Here is a 20,899-nt window from a genome sequence, read left to right on the forward strand (position 1 = left end):
GAAGTAGGCTGTTGCCTACTTCTTTATTTTTGCATATTTTAAATCCGGTTTAGATCCCACATAATATTGAAGACCTGATACTGATCCTTTTTGTAAATAAGAATCAGAAGGGAATATAATTGGAATTAATGGTGAATCTGTAAACATAATATCTTCTGCTTTATGCAATAAGTCAAAACGCTTATCTTCGTTTTGTTCAACTTCTGCTTCTTTTACTAAAGCGTCAAATTCTTTATTATGCCATTTTGCATAGTTATTCGGACCATCACCTGCATATAAATCTAGTTTAGTAATTGGGTCTAATAAAGAACCACCCCATCCCATATAAGCTAATTGGAAATCACTTTGCTTATATGTATCGATGTAACTCTTCCACTCTTTATTTTCTAACTTAATATCTACACCAAGATTTTTCTTAAACATTTCCTGCATTGCTTCTGCTACTTTTTTATGCTGTGTATCTGTAGTGAATTTTAATGTTACTTCAGGTAATGTAGACCAACCTTGTTCTTTCATACCCTCTTCTAATAATTTTTTCGCTTCTGTTGTATCAAATTTTACGTAATCACCTTTTTCTTTACGGAAATCACGACCACTTTGTGTTTTTGCTCCTTCTGGTACGAATGCATATGCTTCTTGTGCATTATTCTTATACAGTTTTTCAACGATAAACTTACGATCAACTGCTAATGAAAATGCTTTACGTACTTTCGCATTTGTAAATGGCTCTTTTTCTACGTTAAACGAGTAAATATAAGATGAGAATCCCGCAACACGTTTATATTCTTTATTCCCTTTTTCTTTCTCAATCATCTCTTGTGGTAAGCTACTTAATAAATCTAATTCTTTTGATTTGTACAATTGATACGCTGTTTTAGAGTCTGGAATAATTCGAAACTCGATTTCTTTTAATGTTACCTTTTTATCATGGTATTCTTTATTTTTTTGTACTGTAATTGCTTGGTTATGCTTCCATTCTTTTAACGTGAATGGTCCATTTGTAATTAACTCTTTTGGATCTGTTTTTAATTTGTTGTTATCATCAATTGATTTTTTAGATAATGGAATAAATAATGAACTCGCTAATTTTTGTTTAATAGAAGCAACTGGGTGCTCAAGTGTTACCTTTAATGTTTGAGGATCAACGACTTGAATACCAACTTGGCCTTCTTCACCTTTTCCAGTATTATATGCCTCTGCACCTTTAACAAAATACATTTCTGTCGCATTCATAGAGCCTGTTTTCGGATTTAATAATCGCTTCCATGCAAATTCAAAATCATTTGCTGTAATAGGAGAACCATCTGACCATTTAATATCTTTCTTTAAATGGATTGTATATTCAGTTCCATCCGCATTTACTTCTTCTTTTTCTGCTAACTCATTTTGATATTTCCCATCACTATCTTGCGTATATAAGCTTGAGAATAAATGTCCAATTACATAACCTGATGTGCTATCCGTTGCAATAGCGGAATCGAGTGTATATGGATCGCTACCAATATTCGTTACTAATCGATCCCCTTCTCCCTTACCTGCACTCGCCTTTTGCGCCTCTTTCTTACCGCAAGCGACAGAAGTAATTGCTAATACGGTCATAATGACAAATAATAAAAACTTCTTCATCCTACATTCTCCTCTAACCCGAAATTTTTGGTGTTGATGCTAATAATGTTTTTGTATAAGAATGTTGTGGATTACGGAATACTTCATCCGTATTTCCAAATTCAACAAGTTCTCCTTTATATAAGACAGCCACTTTTTCACATAAATAGTGAACCATCGGCAAATCGTGAGCGATAAATAAATATGTATACCCTTGCTCCTTTTGAATCTTTTGCAGTAAATGTACAACTTGAATTTGCAATGAAACGTCTAATGCAGAAATTGGTTCATCAAGAATTAATACCTCTGGCTCACATAATAACGCCCTTGCAATAGCAATTCGTTGACGTTGCCCTCCGCTAAATTCGTGTGGGTAACGATCAATATATCGTCTATCTAGTCCAACACGTTCTAGTGCATCACCTGCGACTTTATCTTTCAGCCTTTTATCGCCTAAACCGAATGAAATATAGCCTTCCGTTACACTATCGCGTACTTTCCAGCGCGGATTTAATGCGGCTGTTGAATCTTGAAAAATGAACTGTACTTTCTGCAAGAAATCCCGTTTATGAGCTGACTTCAACTTGTGGACAACTTGACCGTTATAATCAATTTGACCAGACGTTGGACTCTCGATCCCAGCTATGAGCTTACCAAGTGTTGTTTTTCCTGAACCACTTTCTCCAATAATGCCAAGTGCTGTTCCTTTCGGGATAGAAAGTGATATTTCTTTTAGCGCTGCTATTTCTTTCTTTTTACTTCCATACGTTTTTGTTACTTTCTTTACAGTAATTAAATCTGTAGTCATGAGGCATTCACCTTCTCTTTTGATTTCGCTTGGTTATGCTCTAGAACATGTTGCCAACAATGTGAATTATGTTCCTCAGAATACGATGTTCTATCAGGGAAACGATGAATACATTCTTTTATTGCTACTGGGCATCTATTTACAAATGGGCACCCAAAGCTATTTAACGTTTCAATTGATGGTGTTGTTCCCTCTATAGCCCTAAGCACCTTTTCAGAATCATCCATATTCGGAATGGCTTGCAATAAGCTTTTCGTATATGGGTGCTTCGGTGAACCTATTACTTCTTGTATCGTTCCTTTTTCAACAACACGTCCCCCGTACATCACAACTACTCGATCCGCTACTTCACGTACAAGTGCCAAATCATGTGTAATTAATAAAATACTCGTATTTTGTTTTTCTTTTCGCTCTTTTAATAACCCCATAATTTGTTTTTGAATTGTTACATCTAATGCAGTTGTAGGCTCATCTGCAATAACGAGCTTTGGGTGACACGCAAATGCAATTGCTAAACAAATACGTTGTCTCATACCTCCGCTTAATTGATGCGGGTACTGTTCAAAACGTTTCTCTGCTTCATGTATCCCTAAATCATTTAATAAGTTAATCGCAATTTCTTTTGCTTCCCTTTTCGATTTTTTCTCATGTTGCAAAATTACTTCTGTAATTTGTCTTCCCACTTTCATCGTCGGATTTAAGGAGGACAGAGGGTCTTGAAAAATAAAGGAAATATCTTTCCCTCGAATTTGATTCCATTCTGATTCTTGTAAATTCGTTAATCCTTGAGATTGGAAAGAAATATTTCCATCATCGATATGAATAGACTCTTGATTTAGTCCGATAATAGATTGTGCTGTAACACTTTTTCCTGAGCCACTTTCTCCTACAAGTGCAACTATTTCACCTTCGTTAATAGAAAAGGAAACATGTTTCACAATCGCTTGCTTACTATTCTCTTTTTCAACGGCTAACGTTACGTTTTCTAAAGATAAAAGCTGTCCCATGTTTTTTCTCCTTTCGATTCCTTTTTACGATTTTTGGATCAATTGCATCTTGCAAACCATCACCAATTGCATTAAATGCGAACATGATGAGTGCAATCATGATTGCCGGGAAAAATAATTGCCACCACTCTCCGCTTAGCAATGTCCCGAGTGCATCGTTCGTCATCGTTCCCCAACTAGCCGCTGGTGATTGCACTCCGAGTCCGATAAAGCTTAAAAATGATTCTGAGAAAATAGCTGCCGGAATTGTAAATGATAAATTTACGATAATAATCCCTGTTAAGTTCGGAATTAAATGTCCATATATAATTTTCATATGAGACGTACCTAACCGTTCTGCGGCGATAACAAATTCTCTTTGTTTTAAAGACAGTACTTGTGCTCGAATAAGACGAGCCATTCCAATCCATCCTGTTAATGCAAGGGCAATAATGATTGTAAAAAGTCCTGGTTTCATAATGATTAGTAGTAAAATGACAATTAATAAGTATGGGATACCGTATAATACTTCAATTCCTCGTACAATCCACTCATCAATCAACGTTCCAAGGCGATTACGCCCTCTTACATATCCGCTAAAACCTCCGATTAGTACACCAAGCCCTATGTCTAGAGCTGCTGCTACCAACCCAACTGTTAGTGAGATTTTCCCACCAGCCCAAGTACGCGCCCATATGTCTCTTCCTAAATCATCGGTTCCAAACCAATGCTCGCTACTAGGAGGTAAATTAGTTGCTTCTTTCACTTGTTCACTCGCAGTAAATGATGTTAAACTTTCGCCAATTAGTGAGAAAATAATAATTAGTAATAACGTCACTGCTCCTAAAACCGCTATAGGGTTTGATATAAACTTGCGAAACACTTCCTTCTTTCGGCTAATCGTTTGCTGCTCTTTATTTATCGTTAATTCTTTTTTCTCTTCATTCGTTAATAACTGGTTATTGATTTCATAAGCTCCCATTTAAATGTCCCCCCTCCTTATGTAATAGAACGAATACGCGGATCAACAATACGATGAATAATATCTGTAATAAAAATACATGCAATTAATAGCGCACTATAGAAAATGGTTGTTCCCATAATGACCGGATAATCTCGGTTAAAAATGCTGTCTACAAAATATTTCCCGAGACCAGGAATGGAAAATATTTTTTCAATAACGAAAGTCCCTGTTAACAGTCCAGCCATTAATGGTCCAACAAATGTAAGTACTGGCACAATCGCATTTCGAAGAGCATGTCTTATAATAATGTTTTTAATTGGTATGCCTTTCGCTCTCGCTAGCTTAATATAATCACTCTGCAAAACTTCAATCATATTAGAGCGAACAAATCTTGTAATAACCGCAATTGGCCCTAATGCTAATGCGAAGGATGGCAATACTGTATGTTCGAATGTGCCCCAAGAAGCAACAGGTAACAGTTCAAACTGTATAGCAAATACTTGTATAAATAATGGTGCTAAAATAAAACTTGGAATAGAAATACCGAGAATCGCAAGTAAGCTCACACTATAATCAATTACTTTCCCATGATATAGAGCTGCAAATGTACCTGCTGCAATTCCGACTAATAATGAAATGATCAGTGCTTGTAAACCAATAATCGCTGACGGACCAAATCCTGTCGTTATAATTTCTGATACGCCTTGTCCCGTCGATTGAACTGATTCACCAAAGTCAAAATGAACTACACCATCTAAGTAAGCGACATATTGATGCCATAACGGTTCATCAAGGTGATACTTCGCCCTCATATTTTGTATTACTTCCTCTGGGAAGATTTTCGCATCTGATGAAAATGGATCTCCAGGAATGATATGCATAATCAAAAATGTTACTGTCGTAATGACCCATAGCGTGAACACCATAACCGATAGTTTTTTAATAACATACACTTCAATAACCCCCTAAACAAATGAATTTACTTTGTTTTATTGACATATTTATTCTCCTTACTTTTCCGCTTCTTAAAATACAAAAAGCCTTGATCTTAAAAAATAAGATCAAGGCTTAATAAACGAAGGCCCATCACTTATCTTTCAAGACTTGCTTGCTGGAATTAGCACGGTGTTCCTGTTACAGAACCCGCTGCTGAGGTGTCATAGGGCCAGTCCCTCTACCTCTCTGGATAAGTAAATTGCTATATTATTATTTGGTTCAAATTGTATATTTCGAATTATAATTCTGAAAAAATGAAAAGTCAATCAAATTGGATATATTTAGAAAAATCAGTTTTTAATTCTTTTATCGGAATTACCATTAACAATCGTTCTACTTGTCATCCTCGGCTTCTACAAACTTTTTATAATCCATTCGATACTATTACCTGGCAAACCATTTCTATATTTCATGAAGAGCAGCAAGTATTAGTATCCGAGGTTGAAGACCGAGACGGTAAGAAGAAAAAATAACCTTGCATGTGCAAGGTTATTTTTTCGTTTCCGCTTGAAAACGTTTATAGTATGTCGATGCCGTTGCAAAATTAATTTCTATATCACGAATCAATGATGAGTCTTCTTCTTTAGCTAGCTTCTGTAATTTTTTCATCGCTTGTTCCGATTCATTCAAGAAACCAGCGTATACCTCATGTTCTTGCTCTTTCGACTTTGGAACACGAATTTCTTTACGTATATTATCGATATCTTCTAACATGCTCGTTGTTACCTTTTGCACATCCTCTTTATATGTAGCATTCGTTATTTCCTTACCGCCCTTTTCTTTTGCTACTTCAAATAACTGCAGTGCTTTATTAATTTCTTTATTCATTTTTATATCGTATTTTTCATGTACTGCAAGATATTCTTTTATCTCTTCTGTTTGTTCAGTAGATTGCTCTACCTTTTCTTTCGGCTCTTTCGTATCTTTATTTCCATTACACCCTGCTAGAAGGAGCATACTTCCCATTACAGCAATACCCAAAACCTTCTTCATCTCTTCTTCTCCTTTTATCTACAGCTATTACTCATTATAGTTTCTTTTATCTCCACTTGTTATTATACCGAGAACACCCTACTTTTTACACTTAAGACGATATCTTAATATACACACCAACATTTTTGTCACAGTATCGTCACTTTATGCAAATAATTTTTTCCTCACCTTACAACACTGTATAAATTATTTCAAAGAAATGAAAAAAGAGCTGATTCAACACATGTTTGAATCAGCTCTTTTTATAAATTAAGCCTCTAAATCTTGTCTTTGTTGCAGTTCAAACTGCTTCTCACTTCTTCTGGCCATAAATAGATAACATAGCACAGCACCAATTTCACAAAGAGCTATTACAACACCCATCGGTAATGCGGTATTGCTTCCACCAATCCCTACTAACGGTGCAACAAGTGCTCCTGAAATGAACTGTAATAAGCCTAATAAAGCTGATGCTGTTCCTGCAGCTTGTTTCTGATTTCTCATCGCTAATGAGAACCCCGTTGTTGATACAACCCCGACACTTGATACGACAAGGAATAACGAGCATAAAACACCGATTAGTCCTATTCCTAATACGATTGTAAATAGTAACGATAGACCACCAACAGCTGCGATAATAATACCGGAAACGAATAACGTTTTCTCATTCACTTTCCCTGCTAAACGGCCCGTAACCTGACTAGCAATAATAATACCGATACCGTTGATTGCAAAGAATAAGCTAAATTGCTGTGGGGATGCTCCGTATATATTCTGCAATACAAATGGTGAGCCTGAAATGTAAGCAAACATTGCCGCTGTTACTAGTCCTTGTGACAATGCATATCCCATAAACAAACGATCCTTTAACAGTTTTCCGTACGTCGCCAATGTCCCTGACAAACCACCTGTTTCTCTTTCTTCAGGAGGTAATGTTTCACGTAATACGAAAGTAGCTGATATTAACATGAATACACTAATTGCTCCAAGAACGATGAAGACACCGCGCCATGTTGTAAACTGTAGCAATTGTCCTCCAATAATCGGTGCCAAAATAGGCGCTGCTCCGTTTACTAACATGAGCAGTGAGAAAAACTTCGTCATTTCAGAACCTGAATACATGTCACGTACCATTGCACGTGATATAACAATCCCAGCTGACCCTGAAGCTCCTTGTAAGAAGCGTAATAACACTAAACTCCAAATAGATGGCGCAATAGCACAAAGTAACGAAGAAGCAACATAAATAATAAGAGCAATAATAAGAGGTTTGCGCCTTCCGTAAATATCACTAATTGAACCGACAAATAATTGTCCTACTGAAAGCCCAAGTAAACAAGCTGTTAAAGTAAGCTGTGCAAGGGATGCACCTGTTTGTAAATCATCCGTTAATTTCGGTAAAGAAGGCAAATACATATCAATAGATAATGGCCCAATCGCTGTAAGTGTCCCTAGTACAAGAATCATCCATAACCTATTTGTCTTTACAGGTTTATATATTTCTTGATTAACTCCATTCACTTTTTCCGTTCACCCTTTCCTATAACTACTTAATCGTAACAATTATAGTTACAACATAAACATACGTCAAGTATAGTGCATTTTCCTGTTTTATGCTGTAAAAAAAGCGATAGAATTTCTATCGCTTTACTTTTTCAAATTACTATTTTCAAATTTGGATACGGAAGACATCGCCTCTCCTGTATCTAAATATGTGATTTGAATTGGATCTCCCACTTCTGTAAACATAGCATATGGGAATTTCTTCACAGGTATCATAAATACTTTTTGTTCATTCTCTAACAGTACGTACACAATTGTATTTTCACCTGATTTTTCTTTATATACACGTTGTACAACGCCTTCTTTTTGTGCCTCTTTACCATTTGAAGTTGGTCTAAATGAATCCCCACTTCCACTCAGCGCATTTTTATAATTCTCAAGCGCTTCTTTTTGCGTAGAACCCGTTGCAAATACTTTCGCATTAGAAGCATAGATAACTGTATGAGCACGTACTAATCCCCCGTCATCAATAACAGGTACAATCCAAGAAGGTTTACCATACACGTTATAAATAACCGGCATCGTTCCATGCCATTTCTCTCTCTTAAAGGAATTATCCACTACTTCCGAAGCAGCTGAACCATCCATAATTCCCTTCACTTCTTTTCCGTTATAGTAATACAACTTACCTGTACGCGCATCGATAAGCGAATAACCTAGTGCAGAATCTACTCCCTCTTTCGGAGAGGTGAAATCAGTAAAGTAATATAACGTTCCATCCTTACCGAAGATTGGTGTAACTCCTTCTTTCGTTCCCCACTCAGTCGGAATCTTCATATCCGTTTGTGAGAATTTTGTATTCCAAAATCCGTGAATATATTTACCGAAATACGTATTTAATGTAGATGCGGTCTCGTGATTTAATACACCATCAACAAATTTAGGTGCCTTTCCTTTATCGTATCTTTTCACTTCACCTGTTTGTGCATCTACTACTACAACGCCCTCTACCTCAAATCCAGATCTTCCTGAGATAAATTCACCATACGTCATTGTATAATACGGTTTACCTTTATCATCAACTTCGAATTTAGGTTTCCCTTTAAAAATTAAATCCGGTTCTGCTTTTCGAACGACACGTTCTAATTTATTACCAAAAAACATGCTTGGCACATATTTCATTTTATAACCAAGATGCAGTTTCGCTTCCGCATCAGGATTCGTACCTGACATCGTTACGTACCCTGGAATTGTCTCAGCTTTACGTGCTTTAAAAAATCCTGAAACTTCAATTGGTGCTACATATAAAGCCTCACCATTTACCATTTGTGGTGTTAATTCTCCTAGCTCAAAATAAGCCACTTTCGGAATGTCCCCAAATACTTTTTTCATTTTATTCTCAGCTGTCTTTGGCGGCACTGTAAACGGCTGATCATTTTCAGTAAATGGCTCTGAAATATCTTTCTCTACCTTTACAACAGAATCATATTTTTTTTGCGTGATTACTATATCGTGCAAATAACCAAAATAGCCGTAACTTGCGAGTAAAACAAACATTAGAAGTCCTTTTAACGTACCTTCTAATTTCCCTATTTGATCTTGTGAAAATAAAACAAGCCCAATTAAAATTGCTACTGCAACAGAATAATGAGTAAGAATCGAATCTGCTCGATCATCAATTAGCCAAAGATATTCATAGATTGCAATACCGATCCAAAATAAAACAGGAATAACTAAAATGGATGATTTCTTACCCTTTACAACCTTCTCATCCCCTTTCTTATCCACTGCTCGAAGTTTACTACCGCTTCTTGTCCATGGAATCAAAAACAAAGTGAGAATAGCTAAAATTAAAAATTTCATCAAAGGCAATGTCCCCTTTTCTTTTGTCTTCCCTTTTAGTATAACAAATAAAGGGTATTCAGGTAAAAATGGGAACGGTTATATTTTTTTACTACTTAATACAACGCCGCTTACTACATATAAGATAGATGCAATATAAAAAATGGTACCAATCGTAAAGAAATCTACTAAATATCCCGTTGCAATAATTGCTACTGCTCCTCCAATCGATGTCCACACATGATATTTTCCAATCTCATAACCAGCATTTTCTTGCACAACTTTTCGCGCTAACGATGTCTTCTCCGTATTACGCTGCACAGCACCTAAAACCCCCATTACAATTTGAAGAATGTACACATGCCAGACTTCCATGGCAATCGGGAAACAAAGCATTAATATTGCCATGGACCAAGCATATATAATTAATAATTTCCGATCACCTACTCGATCAGACACCTTTCCTACTACCGGATATACAAGTGCTGAAGTTAAGGCAAATAAGCCATACGCCCAGCCAAACTGCGAGAAGCTATTCCCAACATTCCGAAGCAATAGAATGTAAAAAGGAAATACCATACTTCCCGCCATCATAATTATGCTTTGTGACGCTACAAATCTTCTATATGTCATTTGCTATACTCCTTATAAAATAAATTCACAAACCGTTCCTCTGGGTCTACTTCCTTCTTCTTCTGAAGGAACTCTTCTATGCGAGGATATGCTTTCTTTAGTTGCTCTTTTTCTGGATAAGAATAATACGGTAAATAATAACTTCCATTATGCTTCAAAGTGACATCAATCATCTTCTGAATGACCGCTTTTGTTTTCTTTATTTCATCCTCTGAGCGCCCTTGATTAATTAAAAGCACAAGCGCAAACATATCATCTTTCGCATAAGATAGTACCGCATTTTCATTCTTTTCTACATAGCGGATGGTAATGTTAAGAAGGTTTAATTCCTCTTCATTCAAAACACTTCGCAAGTCATCTATATACGCTGCAAAACTATCTATCGGTACGAAATACTCCTGTAAAATCTCGGTCAGGTTTGGATTATCGTATTCCATAAAAGCACTATCCGATCTCATTACATTATTTCGTGTTTCATACTTACCATTTGTACGTTCAAAATAACTTCTTTGTATATCCCAAAATGTATCCTTTCCCCAATCACTATAGCGTGATAAACCGAGTAAAAATTTTGGCGCAGCTATAATATTTTCTTCTTTTAATTTGCTGTATTCTTTCAACCTCTGCTGATCTTTTGCTAATACATAATCTGTCACATACATTTCTTTTAAAAATGAATGTGGGGCAACAGAAATACGTGCTAAATGCATGCGTATATTCTCTTCCCTTCGCACTTTATTCTTAAAATATGAAGAGTACTCTTTATAATCTAGTACCTTCGTATGCGCTTCATACAATTCATCATCTGTTAACTTTAGCGTCACATCTAAAATCACGCCAAACAATCCATATCCCCCAATTACATACGGAAACAGATCCGCATTTTCTTCTCTACTTACATTACGCACCTTACCATCTGCCATTAACAACCTAAACGACTCTACTGTATCAATCAATGCCTCATGACGAATATCACGCCCATGTACATTTACACTTAATGAACCACCAACAGTAAAAATATTTTGAGATTGCATCACTTGAACCGCAAGACCATATGGATTGATTTTCTTTTGAATGTCATTCCATGTGACACCACTTTGCACCCTAATCCTCTTCTTCTCCGCATCGAATTCTAGTATTTTATTATACCCTTTCATATCAAGCATCGTACCGTTTGGATAATACGTCTGACCGCCTTGGCTATGCTGCATACCTGCAATAGAAATCTTCTCTCCAGCAACATTTGCATCTTGCACGACCTGTTTTAATGAACCTTCATCCTCAGCATCTTCAACACGTTTAATTTTCGTTGGAAGTAGCTTTCCTACATCGCTCATAATGGGATGATTTAGTTTCTCTTTATATGTATTTACAGATGTTGCAAGCAACACTGTATAAGCTACAATGACCACCGCTATCTTTCTTTTTTTCAAATGACACTCTCCTCTTCTACAGTTTTTCCTCTTCATATTGTACCTATTTTCCTAAGAAGAAAGTATACAAAAAAGGGGCCCTTATTTTAGGTCCCCTCATCAAAACTGTTACTTTGCTGCTGGCAATTGTATTGGGTCAAACTTTTCGTACGACGTATATTTTGCGTTCGTAATAATGTGTGCTTTATCCTTGCCATTACTACTCATAATCATGTCTATCTTTGCTGATTCATATTTAAAATCTTTTGTAATGATATATTCTGCATCCACTTCTTCTATCTTCGCTTTTTGTGCTTGTAACATTTTCTTCTGCGTTTCATCCATGCTAGTTAACATACTTTCTGTTTCTTGCCCTTTTAATGTAAATTTCAGTTTATATTTATCTCCGCTTTTCTCCATCTTCATTTTATCTAAAACTACTTCCGGTACTTCTAACTTATCTATAATATCTTGAGTCGCTTTCATTCCACCAGCGTTTAATTGCTCCTCTGGTACGGTTATAACTTCTCCTGTATTAGGGTTTTTCACCTCACCAGCAACTTTACCATCCACAGTATACACTACAACATCTGTACCAGAAATATTCATTTCAGAACGAGAATTCTTTGTCTTTGGCTCTAATTGCATCTTAGCCTTTAATATATCCATCTCTGTTCCCTCAGCTTTTACTCCTACACCATATGTCATCGTTACATGCTCTTCATTTTTAAAAGCTTCGTTCGTTTTCTTGAAAACATCCTTCGCCGCTAATTCCTTTTCTTTTTGAACTGATTCTTTTTTCGGTTCATTCGTCTTTGCTGTTTTCTCATTACTACATCCTACCCCTAGACTGATTGCAAACACTAAACTTGAAATAAAAATAATTTTTTTCATAATGTCGCCCCCTTTCCCAAAATAATATCACCTCTTTTCCTATGAAATCTATACAATTTTTAATCTATATTCGCTATATAGCGACATGTTTAATGAAGGTTTTAAATATGATGTAAATAACAACAACTCATTTCAGGAGGTCATTATGAAGGCGATCATTTGCACACAGTATGGACCACCTAACGTTCTTCAGCTTCGAAATATAGAGAAACCTACGCCTAAAAAGAACGAAGTACTAGTTAAAATTCACGCAACAAGTGTATCAACTGGAGATTGTAGAATACGAGGTTTTAATAGCCCTCTCTTATTTTGGATTCCTATGCGGATCATATTAGGTTTCAGAAAACCGAGAAAACCTATACTCGGCGTAGAGTTATCCGGTGAAATCGAAGACATAGGAACAGATGTAACTCAATTTAAAAAAGGTGATCCAATTTTTGCATTAACAGAACTAAACCTCGGTGGTTATGCCGAGTACACATGCGTACATGAAAGTGGATTAATAACATTAAAACCTACCAATGTGACGTATGAAGAAGCGGCAGTTATTCCTTTTGGTGGAACTTCAGCATTACATTTCCTAAGAAAGGGCCGTATAAAAAAAGGGAAACAAGTGCTCATATATGGTGCCTCAGGATCAGTAGGAACAGCTGCTGTACAACTTGCTAAATATTTCGGTGCAACCGTTACGGCTGTTTGTAGTAATTCAAATTTTGAGCTCGTTCAATCTTTAGGAGCTGATACAGTAATTGATTATGCGAAAGAAGACTTTACTAAGCGGCGCGAGCGCTACGATATTATATTTGATGCAGTTGGGAAGTATAAAAAATCCCTTTGCACAAATACATTAACACCCAATGGAAAATATGTATCTGTTAATGGAATGATGGCGAAGGTAAGTAAGGAGGATATGATTCTACTAAAAGAACTAACTGAAACAGAACATTTAAAACCTGTTATTGATAGAACCTACCGATTAGAAGAAATTGCTGAAGCCCATCTGTATGTGGAAAAGGGACATAAGAAAGGTAATGTTTCGATTACCTTAAAATAAAATATATTCAGAAAATAATATTGACAATTCTTTTTGTAAGATTTACTATTAATACCATATTAAAAAACTACATACACATACTCTTATCAAGAGTGGCGGAGGGACTGGCCCGATGATGCCCGGCAACCGAGCTTATGACGTATAAGCTAAGGTGCTAATTCCTGCAAAACGAGTTTTCGTTTTGGCAGATAAGAGAGGAACCTATTTTGTCTATTCGGCACCTCTCTTATTTTGAGAGGTGCTTTTTATTTTGGAACGTATATGGAGGGGGAATTATAGGTGAAAAAAGTATTATTGAGCATTGTAAGCGGAGCGGTATTATTATTAGGCGCATGTAGCGCTGGTTCAGATAAAGAGGTAAAAGCATTAGATGAGAAAAAGATTACTGTCGGTGTAACTGGCGGACCGCATGAACAAATTTTTGAAAAGGTAAAAGAAGTGGCAGCGAAAGACGGACTCGAAATCGATGTAAAAGTATTTAATGATTATGTAGCACCAAACGTATCCTTAGATGAAAAAAGCCTCGATGTAAATAGCTATCAAACGAAATCATATTTAGACGTATTTAAAGCTGAGCGCAATATGAAATTAACGGAAGTATTTTCAACAGTAACATTCCCTATGGGCGTATATTCTAAAAGCTTAAAGGATGTAAAAGACTTAAAAGAGGGCGACGCAATCGCTGTACCAAATGATCCAACGAATGAACTTCGAGCTTTAAAGCTATTTGAAAAAGCAGGAGTTTTAAAAGTAGATCCAAAGGCGACAGAAAAAGCAACTGCGAAAGATGTAATTGAAAATCCAAAAAATTTAAAGATTGTTGAATTAGAGGCATCTCAATTACCAACACAACTAAGTGAAGTGAAAGCAGCTGCAATTAATACAAACTTTGCATTAGGTGCAAAATTAAGCCCTGCGAAAGATTCTATCTTCCGTGAAGGAAAAGATTCACCATATGTGAACTGGGTCGTTGCTCGTACTGAAAATAAAGATGATGCTGTTGTAAATAAATTAAAGAAAGCTTATCAATCTAAAGAAGTAAAAGAATTTATCGAGAAAAAATTTGATGGTTCTGTTTTACCGTCTTGGTAGGAGCTGACGATAATGATTGAATTAAAAAATGTATCCAAAGTATTTACAACAAAAAAAGGGAATGTAGAAGCACTTAAGTCTACTTCCCTTCAAGTAAAAAAGGGCGAAGTATTTGGAATCATTGGATATAGTGGTGCTGGTAAAAGTACATTAATTCGATGTGTAAATTTATTAGAAAAACCAACGACAGGAAATATCATTGTAAACGGCCAAGACTTAACAACTTTATCAGCAAAAGAACTAGCAAAATCGAGACAAAAAATCGGGATGATTTTTCAAGGATTCAACTTACTTAAAACTGTGACAGTTTATGAAAATATCGCATTACCGTTACGTCTATCTGGTCTTCCCAAAATTGAAATTGAAAAAAGGGTAGAAAAGTATTTACGTATTGTCGATCTTTTTAATCGAAAAGATGCCTATCCGAGTGAACTTTCTGGTGGCCAGAAGCAGCGCGTTGCCATTGCACGTGCACTATCACATGAACCGGAAGTGTTATTAAGCGACGAAGCAACGAGTGCTTTAGACCCAGAAACAACAGATTCTATTCTTGACCTATTACTAAAGATTAATGAAGAAATCGGGATTACAATTTTATTAATTACACATGAAATGAATGTCATCCAGCGTATATGTGACCGAGTTGCTGTTATGGAACAAGGAGCAGTAGTTGAAAGCGGGACTGTGAAGGATATATTTACAAATCCACAACATGTAACAACGAAGAAATTCGTAAATAGTGCATTCGCAGCGAAAATTCCAGGAGAAGTACAAAAAGAACTACAAACTACTGGTGAAATTGTAACTCTCTCCTTTATAGGGACTGCTTCAGGAGAGCCAGCATTAGCTGTTGCTACAAAACGTTTTCAAGTGTATCCAAATATTTTATCCGGTAATATTACACAATTAAAGCATGAATCATATGGAAAACTGATCATTCATATGCAGGGTGAGAAAAATGAAGTAGATCGCGCTTTATCATTTTTACAAGAGCAAGGGATCATCGTAGAAGGAGGTAGAACAGATTATGGGAAACAAGTCCTTTTTGGATGAATGGGGTAAAGTCATATGGGAAGCAACCATTCAAACATTTCAAATGACATCTATTTCACTATTCATCTCTATCCTTATTGCATTACCACTTGGCGTTACACTTGTTTTAACGAGACCTGGTGGACAGCACGAAAATAAAATCATTTATCCAATTCTTAATACAATTATTAATATCATTCGCTCTCTTCCATTTATCATTCTATTATTCTTCATTTTACCTTTTACAAAGTTTCTAATGGGAACATCTATTGGCGTGCAAGGTGTTATCGTGCCACTTGTCGTATTCACAGCTCCTTATATTGCACGATTAATGGAGACAGCTTTATTAGAAGTGGATCGTGGAGTTATTGAAGCTTACCAAGCGATGGGCGTTTCTACTATAAAAATTATTTGGCACGTTATGGTGAAAGAAGCTCGTCCCTCCCTTGTACTTGGCTTAACAATTGCAACAATCGGTCTAATTGGTGCAACAGCAATGGCTGGACTTGTAGGTGCTGGCGGCCTTGGTGATTTAGCATATCGATTCGGACACTTACGCTATGAACCTGAAGTAATGTATGCAACAGTCTTTATTTTAATTATCCTCGTTCAAGGGCTACAGTCTTTAGGAAATGGTGTTGCAAGAAGATTGAAGAAAGATTAAAAAAGAAGGTATCTCACCAAGGTGAGATACCTTCTTTTTACCTTTTAAATCCACCTTCAGAATGAATAACTTGTCCAGTAATCCATTCCGCTGCTTCACTTACTAAAAATGTAATGAGTCTTGCTGCATCCCTTGGCTCACCAATTCTACCAAAAGGAAACATCGGCTTTAACCCTTGCTTTATCTCCTCAGTCATCCACCCTGTACTAGTTGGACCTGGGTTAATTGTATTCACTGTTATTCCTAAATGAGCTACCTCAGCTGACAACGAACTCGTAAGAGCGTCAATAGCTCCCTTCGTTGTTGCATACGCCAGTTCTCCAACCATAGGCCCTTGAAATTGCCCCGACGTCATATTCACAATTCTAACACCAGATTTCTTATCAAACCCTCGGGCAAATTGACTACTTAACAACGTAGTCGCTCGAATATTTACCATGTAATGCTTATCTAATTCTTCAGCAGTCAAATTAGAGAAATCAAGTATTAATAACAGCCAAGAATTAGGCGCTGTTAATGTTACATTAGACGGATACCAATTCACTCAATTCACACCAAATTCTGTCGAAGCTCCACGCTTTGCAAATTTTAAAAACGGTCTCGTTCTATTAACAGTAAAATTCAAACCTGATAACAAAGATGCTCAAGACGTTTCACTGTCTCCTATAAGCTCTACATTGAGAGTGAATGATGGGACACAGTATACGATTAATGAAGGTATGCTACTAAATTACGACTACAACGCTGCAGTTAAAACAGGAACATCTGGAGAGTTACTACAAGTATATATTTTAGATCAAGAGCAGTATGAAAAGATTTGGAAAGACAAAAGCTTTGAGATTGAGTTAGGACCTATGAGAAATAAAGAAGCTAAAGATATTTCACAAGGTAAAAAAGTTAAATTTACATTACCTAAATAAATTACTAAATATATAATAGAAAAGGCATATAACATATGATTGTTATATGCCTTTCATGTATTATTCACCCTCCAAACAATACATTTCCAAATACTTTATGTACAAATGAAAAATCACAATTTTTGTTCACACTTTATCCATTGTGAATCTTTTCACAATGGATATATAATAAACATGTAAATAAAATATTGGAGGGATTTCAATGGTTATCAATTTTTTAAGAACTGATAAGCGTGCTGCTTTCATATTATTATTTTTAAGATTTTACATAGGATATGCATGGCTCGCTGCTGGGATAGGTAAAGTTTTCGGACAATCTTTTGATGCAAGTGGTTTTCTAAAGGGCGCTATCGCTCAAGCATCGGGTGACCACCCTGCCGTACAAAGTTGGTGGGCAGACTTCCTTCAACACTTTGTTCTTCCAAACGCAGACCTATTTAGCTTTTTAGTTCAGTGGGGAGAAATTTTAGTAGGTCTAGGTTTAATTTTAGGCGGATTAACAAAAACTGCTGCATTCTTTGGAATTATAATGAACCTTTCATTTTTACTAAGTGGAACTGTTAGTGTAAACCCAAATCTACTTATTTTAACTATGTTCATTTTAGTTGCAGGTCATAACGCTGGACGCATTGGATTAGATGGCTATGTTTTCCCTAAACTTTTCCGTAAAAACAACCATGAAGCATATAAATTAAGTAAAACTGCGTAGTAACAGTTACTTTTAAAATATAAATAAGAAAAGAGCCTACGTATAGGCTCTTTTCTTATTTACTCCAAATTTAAACTCTTAACGAACCGCGGAATCCTCTAGCAGCATAGTATGAATCTGCTCCATTGTGGTACACGAAAACGTGTCCGAAGCGATAATCGCAAAATAGAGCGCCACCGAGTTCTCGAATGTCTGAAGGAGTTTGTACCCAGCTTGATGATTTCATATCGAAATCCCCAAGTTGTTGCAACTCCCGATATTGTTCTTCCGTTAATAATTCAATGCCCATAGCAGCTGCCACATCAATAACGTTATTTTCTGGTTTATGTTTCTTTCTTGCCTCTAACGCTTCAAGATCATAACAAAAACTTCTGCGTCCCTTAGGACTCTCCTTTGAACAATCACAGAAAGTATACTCGTCCTTCTCTTCATCATAACCAACAACATCCGGCTCACCGCCAGTTACTTCCATTTCGTTAATTGACCATAATTTTTCAATATTAGTAGCCAGCTTCGCTTCAACTTTAGCCCATTCAAGACCTTCATGGCGGTTCATATTTTTCTCAAAACGAGCTTGTAATGCTTTTAATAGTTCTTCACGTTGTTCTACAGATAACTTATTTTTATTCTCTGTCATATTAATCCTCCGAATTACTTTTCCTTATAATCATTTAAATTTTTTCAATGATAGTTTGTATACAGTTTACAACGAAAAAACCCTGTACATATATCCATTATATAGTACGAAAACCTTTCATGCTTTCTCCAAGAATATAGTGTGAAAACCACATCAAGTTCTGCCTCATAATAGCTACTCTCATTCCTGGCTGATCCGAGCTATATGCCATTCCTTTAAATATAATTAATTCTGTATCAACTTCCATTTCTCTTAATCCTTCATATAGTTCATATGCATTTGTAGTTGGAATTCTTACATCCTTTTCTCCATGTTGAATTATCGTAGGCGTACAAGCTGATTTAATATATGTCATTGGCGATGTTTTCTTATATATCTCTGGATCATTCCATGGAGTATTTCCTAAATACATGCTAATAAAGTAAGGGATATCTGTATTTACATAATGGGTACCCCAGTTCGTAATTCCGCCCCCAACTGAAATAGCTTTAAATCTACTGCTGCATGTAGAACAAAAAGCTGATATATATCCTCCGTTACTCCATCCCATAACTCCTACTCTCTCTTTATCTACCATCCCTTTTTCTACTAGTTGATCCACTCCAGATATAATATCATCATAATCAGCAAATCCTTGTTTTCTATAGTTTGCTTTTAAAAATTCATTACCATAACCAGAACTTCCTCTATAGTTTGGTTCTAAAACGATAAAGCCTTTTTCAACGAACTGTTCAATCGGATATTTCTCATTGAAGCAGTCTGAAAATATCGGAAAGGACGCCCAATTCGGACCACCATGGATTACTACTAATAAGGGATATTTTTTATTTGTATCAAACTCTACTGGAGTTGATAGAACACCTTCTATTTCAAGACCATCACTACTTCTCCATGAGATGATTTCCCTGTTACTTTTAAGCTTGCCTTCGAAAAAGCTATTTTCATTCGTTATTTTTTTATCATCCAAATAGATTTCAAAGGTTTCATTTGTTATAGCCTTAGTATATGTTATATGATTACCATCCCTTGTTATAGAGGCATCCATTATAAAACCATCTACTGTTTCGCTTAACATTTCCACAGTGCCATCCTCACATAGCAAGCCAATACGGTAATTCGTTTTATCCTGCCATCTAATTAAAATCCCTTTAGCTGTCCACTGTAATGGCATAACCGTACTATCAAAGTTTGTTAAAGGTTGAATTACCTCTCCAGTATTCCTATCATATATCTCTAATGTATTATCTTGTATATGATTTCTATAGTAATCCTTCTCTCTTATGCTTGCTGCGTAACATATTTTGCTGCCCTCAGGAGAAAAGCAGACGCTCGCTCCTAACAACTTATCTATATTCATTTTTTGTAGTTCTCCAGCTTCAACATCTAATATGTAGAGCTCACCATTCATATAATCGTTTAAGCTTGGTGTAGCCATACATACAACCTTTTTCCCATCATTTGAAATATCAAAGTTATGTATATAAAAATCCTTACCATCCGTTAGTTGATAAACACCTTTAATCTCGCGCTCCTCTTTATCATTTTGTATTACCTTTTCTATCTCAATGTAGTATAAAGAATTATTTCGATGTTCCTTACCTACATGGTGGAAATCTCCATATAGTTCCTTACGTTTCTTTATTTCCTCACATTCTTTTGACTGTGCAATATAATAAAAACCTTTACCAGTAGGCTCCCATTTGAATGTATTAACTCCATCCTTCTCATTCGTAATTTGAACCTCACTACCACCGTCTATTGACTTAACAAAGATCTGATTTGTATTAGCCCCGTCACCACCTGGGCTAAGGTATGCAATAATCTTAGAATCTGGAGACCATAATGGATGTGTACTATCTATATCCCCATCTGTTAGTGGGTAACTCTGCTCTTTATCCTTTTCATATATCCATACATGATTTCTATACGTATTGCCTTTCCAGTTAGCGGTCTTCTTAACAAATGCTACGTTTTTGCCATCATCACTTATGTTTGCACTTGATAAGGCCGGTAATGAAATAATCTCTTCTATACTTAAATATGTTTTTTCTTTCACTTTCATATAATAAGCCCCCTTGTAATGTCCATGAATCTATCGTCTCTTCTTGTCGTAATAAAGAAAATTGCTCACCCATATCCAAAATAATAGCTGAAGATTCAGATAAATGAAAGCGAA

Annotated in this window: 18 protein-coding genes, 3 pseudogenes and 2 riboswitches; of the genes and pseudogenes, 7 read left to right on the forward strand and 14 right to left on the reverse strand. The window is 36.0% G+C overall.

Annotated elements, in window-relative coordinates; genetic code table 11:
• Positions 1–15: 15 nt before the first annotated feature.
• Genes MR115_RS24510 through MR115_RS24530 form a run of 5 tightly spaced genes read right to left on the reverse strand, consistent with a single transcriptional unit; the run spans position 16 to position 5,316 of the window.
• Positions 16–1,626 carry a peptide ABC transporter substrate-binding protein gene (locus MR115_RS24510; protein ID WP_063259869.1) on the reverse strand — a complete coding sequence of 537 codons (1,611 nt, stop codon included), beginning with the start codon at positions 1,624–1,626 and terminating at the stop codon, positions 16–18.
• Between the two features lie 13 nt (positions 1,627–1,639).
• Complete coding sequence (locus MR115_RS24515) at positions 1,640–2,413, reverse strand: ABC transporter ATP-binding protein (RefSeq protein ID WP_242243060.1); 774 nt, start codon at positions 2,411–2,413, stop codon at positions 1,640–1,642.
• The gene (locus tag MR115_RS24520) at positions 2,410–3,420 is read right to left on the reverse strand and encodes an ABC transporter ATP-binding protein (RefSeq protein ID WP_097819849.1); all 1,011 of its coding nucleotides are present in this window, start codon (positions 3,418–3,420) and stop codon (positions 2,410–2,412) included. Before MR115_RS24520 ends, MR115_RS24515 begins: the two co-directional genes overlap by 4 nt.
• Positions 3,377–4,381 carry an ABC transporter permease gene (locus MR115_RS24525; RefSeq protein ID WP_242243061.1) on the reverse strand — a complete coding sequence of 335 codons (1,005 nt, stop codon included), beginning with the start codon at positions 4,379–4,381 and terminating at the stop codon, positions 3,377–3,379. The genes MR115_RS24520 and MR115_RS24525 overlap by 44 nt, the downstream gene beginning before the upstream one ends.
• Before the next feature lie 17 nt (positions 4,382–4,398).
• A complete protein-coding gene (locus MR115_RS24530) occupies positions 4,399–5,316 on the reverse strand; it encodes an ABC transporter permease (protein ID WP_242243062.1) in 918 nt (305 codons plus the stop codon).
• A 134-nt stretch (positions 5,317–5,450) separates the two neighbouring features.
• Positions 5,451–5,556, reverse strand: a riboswitch (SAM riboswitch).
• A 103-nt stretch (positions 5,557–5,659) separates the two neighbouring features.
• Between MR115_RS24530 and MR115_RS30360 the strand changes: the two are divergent.
• A pseudogene (locus MR115_RS30360) lies at positions 5,660–5,832 on the forward strand (DUF3951 domain-containing protein).
• A 16-nt stretch (positions 5,833–5,848) separates the two neighbouring features.
• Here MR115_RS30360 and MR115_RS24535 read toward each other — a convergent pair.
• The 6 genes from MR115_RS24535 to MR115_RS24560 form a co-directional block, all read right to left on the reverse strand.
• Positions 5,849–6,352, reverse strand: coding sequence for a hypothetical protein (locus MR115_RS24535; RefSeq protein ID WP_242243063.1), 504 nt, complete (start codon positions 6,350–6,352; stop codon positions 5,849–5,851).
• A gap of 249 nt (positions 6,353–6,601) precedes the next feature.
• A complete protein-coding gene (locus MR115_RS24540; RefSeq protein WP_242243064.1) occupies positions 6,602–7,852 on the reverse strand; it encodes a multidrug effflux MFS transporter in 1,251 nt (416 codons plus the stop codon).
• A 126-nt stretch (positions 7,853–7,978) separates the two neighbouring features.
• Positions 7,979–9,697, reverse strand: a complete 1,719-nt coding sequence (locus MR115_RS24545; RefSeq protein ID WP_242243078.1) for a DUF3981 domain-containing protein — start codon at positions 9,695–9,697, stop codon at positions 7,979–7,981.
• 78 nt (positions 9,698–9,775) lie between these two features.
• Positions 9,776–10,309, reverse strand: a complete 534-nt coding sequence (locus MR115_RS24550; RefSeq protein ID WP_242243065.1) for an MFS transporter — start codon at positions 10,307–10,309, stop codon at positions 9,776–9,778.
• Positions 10,306–11,742 (reverse strand): FAD-binding oxidoreductase, encoded by a 1,437-nt coding sequence (locus MR115_RS24555; RefSeq protein ID WP_242243066.1) that lies wholly within the window; start codon positions 11,740–11,742, stop codon positions 10,306–10,308. The genes MR115_RS24550 and MR115_RS24555 overlap by 4 nt, the downstream gene beginning before the upstream one ends.
• Before the next feature lie 108 nt (positions 11,743–11,850).
• Positions 11,851–12,615 (reverse strand): DUF6612 family protein, encoded by a 765-nt coding sequence (locus MR115_RS24560; protein WP_242243067.1) that lies wholly within the window; start codon positions 12,613–12,615, stop codon positions 11,851–11,853.
• A gap of 145 nt (positions 12,616–12,760) precedes the next feature.
• Between MR115_RS24560 and MR115_RS24565 the strand changes: the two genes are divergently transcribed.
• The 4 genes from MR115_RS24565 (at position 12,761) to MR115_RS24580 (ending at position 16,457) form a co-directional block, all read left to right on the forward strand.
• Complete coding sequence (locus MR115_RS24565) at positions 12,761–13,669, forward strand: NAD(P)-dependent alcohol dehydrogenase (protein WP_242243068.1); 909 nt, start codon at positions 12,761–12,763, stop codon at positions 13,667–13,669.
• A gap of 80 nt (positions 13,670–13,749) precedes the next feature.
• Positions 13,750–13,864: riboswitch (SAM riboswitch) on the forward strand.
• A gap of 84 nt (positions 13,865–13,948) precedes the next feature.
• The gene (locus MR115_RS24570; protein WP_242243069.1) at positions 13,949–14,761 is read left to right on the forward strand and encodes a MetQ/NlpA family ABC transporter substrate-binding protein; all 813 of its coding nucleotides are present in this window, start codon (positions 13,949–13,951) and stop codon (positions 14,759–14,761) included.
• A 12-nt stretch (positions 14,762–14,773) separates the two neighbouring features.
• Positions 14,774–15,814 (forward strand): methionine ABC transporter ATP-binding protein, encoded by a 1,041-nt coding sequence (locus tag MR115_RS24575; protein WP_242243070.1) that lies wholly within the window; start codon positions 14,774–14,776, stop codon positions 15,812–15,814.
• Complete coding sequence (locus MR115_RS24580; protein ID WP_000527137.1) at positions 15,789–16,457, forward strand: methionine ABC transporter permease; 669 nt, start codon at positions 15,789–15,791, stop codon at positions 16,455–16,457. Before MR115_RS24575 ends, MR115_RS24580 begins: the two co-directional genes overlap by 26 nt.
• Before the next feature lie 37 nt (positions 16,458–16,494).
• Here MR115_RS24580 and MR115_RS24585 read toward each other — a convergent pair.
• Positions 16,495–16,938: pseudogene (locus MR115_RS24585) on the reverse strand (SDR family oxidoreductase); the annotation flags it as partial.
• On the opposite strand from MR115_RS24585, the pseudogene MR115_RS24590 reads away from it, so the two are divergent.
• Positions 16,931–17,377 (forward strand): annotated as a pseudogene (locus MR115_RS24590) (DUF5068 domain-containing protein); the annotation flags it as partial. The pseudogenes MR115_RS24585 and MR115_RS24590 sit on opposite strands and share 8 nt — an antisense overlap.
• Before the next feature lie 202 nt (positions 17,378–17,579).
• On the forward strand, positions 17,580–18,086 hold the full coding sequence (locus MR115_RS24595; RefSeq protein WP_242243071.1) for a DoxX family membrane protein: 507 nt from the start codon (positions 17,580–17,582) through the stop codon (positions 18,084–18,086).
• 70 nt (positions 18,087–18,156) lie between these two features.
• Here the strand turns inward: MR115_RS24595 and MR115_RS24600 are convergent, their stop codons facing one another.
• Positions 18,157–18,723 carry a DUF4256 domain-containing protein gene (locus MR115_RS24600; protein ID WP_242243072.1) on the reverse strand — a complete coding sequence of 189 codons (567 nt, stop codon included), beginning with the start codon at positions 18,721–18,723 and terminating at the stop codon, positions 18,157–18,159.
• Positions 18,724–18,820: 97 nt separating this feature from the next.
• On the reverse strand, positions 18,821–20,785 hold the full coding sequence (locus MR115_RS24605) for a S9 family peptidase (RefSeq protein ID WP_242243073.1): 1,965 nt from the start codon (positions 20,783–20,785) through the stop codon (positions 18,821–18,823).
• Between the last annotated feature and the right edge of the window lie 114 nt (positions 20,786–20,899).

This window comes from Bacillus cereus group sp. BfR-BA-01309, assembly GCF_022664315.1.
Taxonomy (GTDB): Bacteria; Bacillota; Bacilli; order Bacillales; family Bacillaceae_G; genus Bacillus_A; species Bacillus_A mobilis.